The 4,867-nt window shown below is 66.0% G+C and carries 4 protein-coding genes and 1 pseudogene; 3 read left to right on the top strand and 2 right to left on the bottom strand.

Features of this window, described 5'->3' with window-relative positions; all coding sequences use genetic code 11:
* Positions 1-155 (top strand): annotated as a pseudogene (locus ABZ911_RS42890) (IS5/IS1182 family transposase); the annotation flags it as partial.
* An 882-nt stretch (positions 156-1,037) separates the two neighbouring features.
* Here ABZ911_RS42890 and ABZ911_RS42885 read toward each other — a convergent pair.
* On the bottom strand, positions 1,038-1,601 hold the full coding sequence (locus tag ABZ911_RS42885) for a hypothetical protein (protein ID WP_358070388.1): 564 nt from the start codon (positions 1,599-1,601) through the stop codon (positions 1,038-1,040).
* A gap of 440 nt (positions 1,602-2,041) precedes the next feature.
* Entirely contained in the window at positions 2,042-2,908 is an 867-nt protein-coding gene (locus ABZ911_RS42880; RefSeq protein WP_358070385.1) for a site-specific integrase, read from the bottom strand.
* Between the two features lie 25 nt (positions 2,909-2,933).
* Here ABZ911_RS42880 and ABZ911_RS42875 point away from each other — a divergent pair, with 25 nt between their 5' ends.
* On the top strand, positions 2,934-3,155 hold the full coding sequence (locus ABZ911_RS42875) for a hypothetical protein (protein WP_358070382.1): 222 nt from the start codon (positions 2,934-2,936) through the stop codon (positions 3,153-3,155).
* A gap of 1,005 nt (positions 3,156-4,160) precedes the next feature.
* On the top strand, positions 4,161-4,622 hold the full coding sequence (locus ABZ911_RS42870) for a GNAT family N-acetyltransferase (RefSeq protein WP_358070379.1): 462 nt from the start codon (positions 4,161-4,163) through the stop codon (positions 4,620-4,622).
* Positions 4,623-4,867 lie beyond the last annotated feature (245 nt).

Raw genomic sequence — 4,867 nt, 5'->3', positions numbered from 1 at the left:
TGCGCTGTCTCGGCGAGCGCGGGTTCGCCCTGCTCAAAGGCCGCTGGCGGATCCTCCAGCACATCACCATCAGCCCCCGCAGAATCGGCGACATCGCCCGCGCGGCGCTTGTCCTCACCCATTTCGAGCACGGCCACCTACCGGCAATTCGCTGAGATCACCTCATTGAAGGTTAGGTTGATTCCTTGCTCGAGTTTGGCCGTTATCCCGTTGCGTAAGCCCAAGCCAGAGCCTCGTCCTCGATTTTCGCGAGGTCGGGCTGCGCGGGCCGGGTAGCGGAAAATCGTGAGGCGATGATCATGCGGCGGAGCAGGGCGAGCATGTCGTCGAAGCTGGGCTGGCTCTTGGTGCGGTACCAGGGAGCGCGTCGGCGGTGCTCGGCGACGACGTCGGCGGCGTGATGAGCATGGCAGGCGTACCAGATGATGAGGGGGTCACATGTGTTCAGGTAGCCACATCGCCCCCCCAGTGTTCCAGCCGCACTTGCACGCGAAGCGTGCGCTATAAAGACGCGCGAAGCGCCTATCTGACCTTCCGCTGATTGGGTGTCTAACTGGGTGACAATCGCGGCGGGCGCTGCTGGACGTCGGTGGACGTTGATGGATGTCACGGGTCTGCCACCGCAGGGCGAAAGGGCCGTTCGTCAGTACTCGAACTAGTGTTCGATTTGCTTGGCCAAGCAGGAATCTCCTAGGCTCCACCCCGCGTCAAAGGCCACTCCCGTGATCGGGAAGTGGCCTTTTCCGCGCCGTACAGCAAAGAAATACAGCAACGACACCGGCCGTGGCTGCCATCAGGCGCCCTACCGCGCTGAATGGGGTCGAGGACGGTGCTGCCGGGGCGGCAGTCAGCGGCCATCGCCCGTAGCGGGATGTCGATCGGGAAGGCCGCGAAGTGCGCCGCCTGCCGCAGTTGCGATGTCGGGTGTGCGCTGGCGGAGGTGATGAGCACGCGGGAACGGCGCTCATGCGCGGCCCCACTGGCCTCCGCTGCTTCGCAGCCGCCGCGCGCCAGTCCGGCTGTGACGTGTCGTCAGGTCAGCCGGATCCGCACAGCCTCTTGAACTCGGCGAGGTCCGTGTTGATATCCGCGATCACCTGGTTGGGATCGCCGCCGGTCATGCCGGTCAGCCGGAAGTTCAGTTCCTGGAATTCGGCGGCCAGTCGCCTGATCGTCGCCCCCACCGCTCCTTGCGCGTCGAGGACCGCGCCCATCAGGTCGAGGTAGGTCTGGTGAGCCGCGGCTGCCTGGCTGCTGCGGGTGGTCACGGCGTTCCGGCGGTATGCGGTCAGCGCCGTCGACGCCTCGTCGCAACCGCCGGGCCGGACCGCTGACACCAGCGAGGAGTCAACCGGGACCGCTCGCGTGGGGCTTGGCGCCGGCGGCTGGGGCTCGCTGGACTCGGGCGACGGGCTCGGGGTCGGCGGTGCGGGCCGGGTGGTGACCGGATCCGGTGCCGACGGCTGCGGAGCCGGGGTGGTGACTGGCGCGTCGGACTGGGTCTGTGGAGGCGGGGCCGGCGGCGCCAGGTAGGCGACCAGCGCGACCACGGCGGCTACCGCACCCGCCAGAGCGCTCATTGCCGCCCAGTTCGGGCGCAAGCCTGCTCCTCCACCCGCCGTCGGCGGCTGGGCTGGTCCGTTCTTCGTCATGCCCTCATCGTGGCCGAGCCGCAGAACTCGGTCCAGGAAGCCTTCTGCTGACCTTCTGAATAGAACTCGCCTATATAGGGCGGGCCGGTGAAGCGGCTTCGGCGACCGGAAGTGGCGGCAGGCGCCTTCGGCGACGCCGATGAACGCAACCTCGACCAAACGCCATCCCTGGCGTGCCCGTTGCGTGCCCGATAGGGCGGGAACATGGGGGAACGGCGGGAAGTCACGGGAGCATCATCGGTACGCTGAGGTGCGTTTGGCGCTGGTGAAGCGAGATCGACTTGCGTCTTTGCAAGCAGGATGTCAGGAGTTCGAATCTCCTAGGCTCCACCAGCGGAAACGCCTCACACCTGATCTTGGTGTGAGGCGTTCGTGCCATTAACGTGCCATTAGCCTGCCGGGACGAGCACTCCCGCCGCGCCGTCCTCGTCATCCCCGCGTTCCTCCGCGACTCTCGCGTCTAGGGCGTCAGCGATCTTCTGATCGGCCGCGCGTGTGGCGTGCTGGTAGATCAGCGCGGCCCGGTCGCTGTCGTGTCCCATGCGTGCCTTGAGGTCGGCCAGGCTCGTTCCCGACTGCGCAGCGAGCGTGTTGCCGGTGTGGCGCAGGTCGTGGAAGTGGAACCCCTGAAGGCCCATCGCGGCCAGGGCTTCGGACCAGCGCGCCTCTCGCCGGAAGTTTCCGCCCTGCAGGAACCCGCCTCGCTTGCCGAGAAACACGAACGCGTCGTCGCCCTGGCCGATGAAGTCCCGAAGGTGCTCGACCAGCGCGGGGATGATCGCCGAGGGGATGCTGACGGTTCGCCTGCCCGCCCGTGACTTGACCGGGCCGAGGACCATCCTTCTCCCGCCGAGTTCGAGGAGTTGTTCGCGGACTCGGACCGTGCGGGCCTTCAGGTCGAGGTCCGCGCTGCGCAGGGCTGTCACCTCACCCCAGCGCAGGCTCGCGAAGGTGGCCAGCAGCACCAGCGCACGGAAGCGGCGATCGTGGGTGGAGTCGGCTTGCCCGTGGTCAGCCAGCGTCCACAGCGCTCGTTCTGCGTCGGCTCGCGTGGCGAAGATCCCCGGATGCGGGTGTGTGCCTTCGCCCCGCCTGAAGCGCAGTTGGTAGCCGCCGGCCTTGAGGGCGCGGATGTTGCCGGCAGGGTTTCGGCCCATGCGGTCGGCCAGTTCGAAGACCTGGGCGATGGTGAGGATGGGGCGTGCGGCCGTGTGCTCGTTGTCGGCGCCCTTGATCTTGGCGGGGTTGCGGCTCACGATCCCGTCCTCTTCGGTCGCCGTCATGAGTACGGCCCGCAGCAGCCGATACGCAGCCGTCGAACAAGGACACCGCGCCTTCGACATCGACCGCAAATCACTCGCCGACCTCGTCAACAGGGCCGGAGACCTCGACCGCGTCCTACGCCAGCGCTACCGCCGCGAAGCCCTCGCCAACGAGTTCCACGAACGATTCGACACCGCCCGCCGCGCCCTGAACACCCGACGCCACGAACTCCTCGACTGACGTCACAAGCACTGCCGAATTGTTCTCATAGGGATCAAGGCGGCGGCTGCGCCGCCGCACCCGCGCGGCCCTCCCCGCGCGAGCTGCGGCCTGGGGGGCCGGTCTCGCGCGGGAGCCGCGCGGAGTCTTCCGCCCGCCTTGCCATCATGACTCAAAGCTTGGTCCACGCCCGGTATCGCGAGCGACCAATCGTGTTGATGATTGTGGTCACAAAGCCGAGCCCAATGCCGGTCCACACATGCCATAACGGCCAGGGCTTGCTGAGATCCGACAACGCCAAGCACAGGCCTGATGTCACCCATCCGAGGCTGAAGATCGTTAGAACGAAGCAGGTTCTGTACCAGAGAGATCGCCGATATTCGTCCACGAGGCGCAATGTCCCATGAGTGGACCACCTCCAACAAGCCGCCTCCGGCGGGGGACTCGGCTCCGGGATGATCAGGGGCGGATCTTTCAGGTCATCAGTGGCGAGCGTGAGCCCGATCTCCCCGCCCGCCGCGTCCCAGGCGAAGCCCAGCAGATCAAGGCCAGGGGGTCAAGGTCGTTCGTCCAGCGGGGCGCTCCACCTTGCCCCCCTGGCCTTGCCCCGCTGCATTACATGTGGGACGAGGCAGACGGGAAGATCGGGCGGGGGAGGAGTGTGTGCGTCCGCACGAGTAAGGCCACGACGGGCGGGCCATTAGCGGGCCATAAAGGGGGCAATGGCGGTCACTCGCGGACACAGGCGGAACCGCTCTCGCGCAGGTCAAGCCCCATAGCCTGGGCGATCATGACGATTTGCAAGCAGGATGTCAGCGGTTCGAATCCGCTAGGCTCCACCGCAAAACGCCCCGCAACCGCCCATCACGGTGCGGGGCGTTCGTGCCAACATCGACCTCGCCGTCAGGCCCATAAGTGGGTATGGCACCCTCTAAGCCCATGCACTTCAGGGCAGGTACAACGGATGACGCCGAACTTATCGCAGCGCTGCACACCGAGAGCTGGCAGACTGCCTACGCTGGAATCATGCCCGCCACCTACCTCAACGGACCGCTGCAGGAAGCGCGCAGGGCCATCTGGACCACGCGACTCTCGTGGTCCACGCTTGAGTCCGTAAGCGAGAACTCCGTCTTGCTGGTCGTAGCGGTAGAGGGCATCGCGCTTCACGGGTTCGTCTATCTGTTCCTGCAGCCCGACGGCCGGGTCCTGCTGGAAAACCTTCACGTGCTCCCCACACGCAAACGCTCGGGCATCGGTCGTCAGCTCATGCGTCACGCTTTCACCTGGGCAGTCGCCCATCATTCCGGTAAGGCCATCTACCTCGAGGTGCTCCGTGATAACGCGTCGGCCATCGGCTTCTACGAGCGAAGCGGTGGCCAGGCCACACGAGAGTTCGTGGAACGCTTCCCGGCAGGCTTTGAACTACCCGTAGTCGAGTACACCTGGACCCCAGACGCCGTCCAAGCCTTGGCGCACACGGGCATCTGAACCGCCCCGACTTTGATGGAGACCTCAACGGTTGATTCCGGCGGGCGCCTCAGGCTCCGGGATGATCGCGAGGGCCAAGGCTTGAGGCCTGTAGGCAGCTGAGGTGGAAGCCTGATCATCCTGCCGCCATTGCCGCGGGACACGCCGCTTCCCCTAGATCGCTGATGTGAAATTCGGTGATCGACTGCGGACGTGACGAAGGGCGTCCATGGTCAGTGTGTGAAGACAGACCTAGACGCCCTTCT

It is taken from the genome of Nonomuraea sp. NPDC046570 (genome assembly GCF_040645915.1).
Taxonomy (GTDB): Bacteria; Actinomycetota; Actinomycetes; order Streptosporangiales; family Streptosporangiaceae; genus Nonomuraea.
This window is presented reverse-complemented; position numbering and strand designations above follow the sequence as displayed.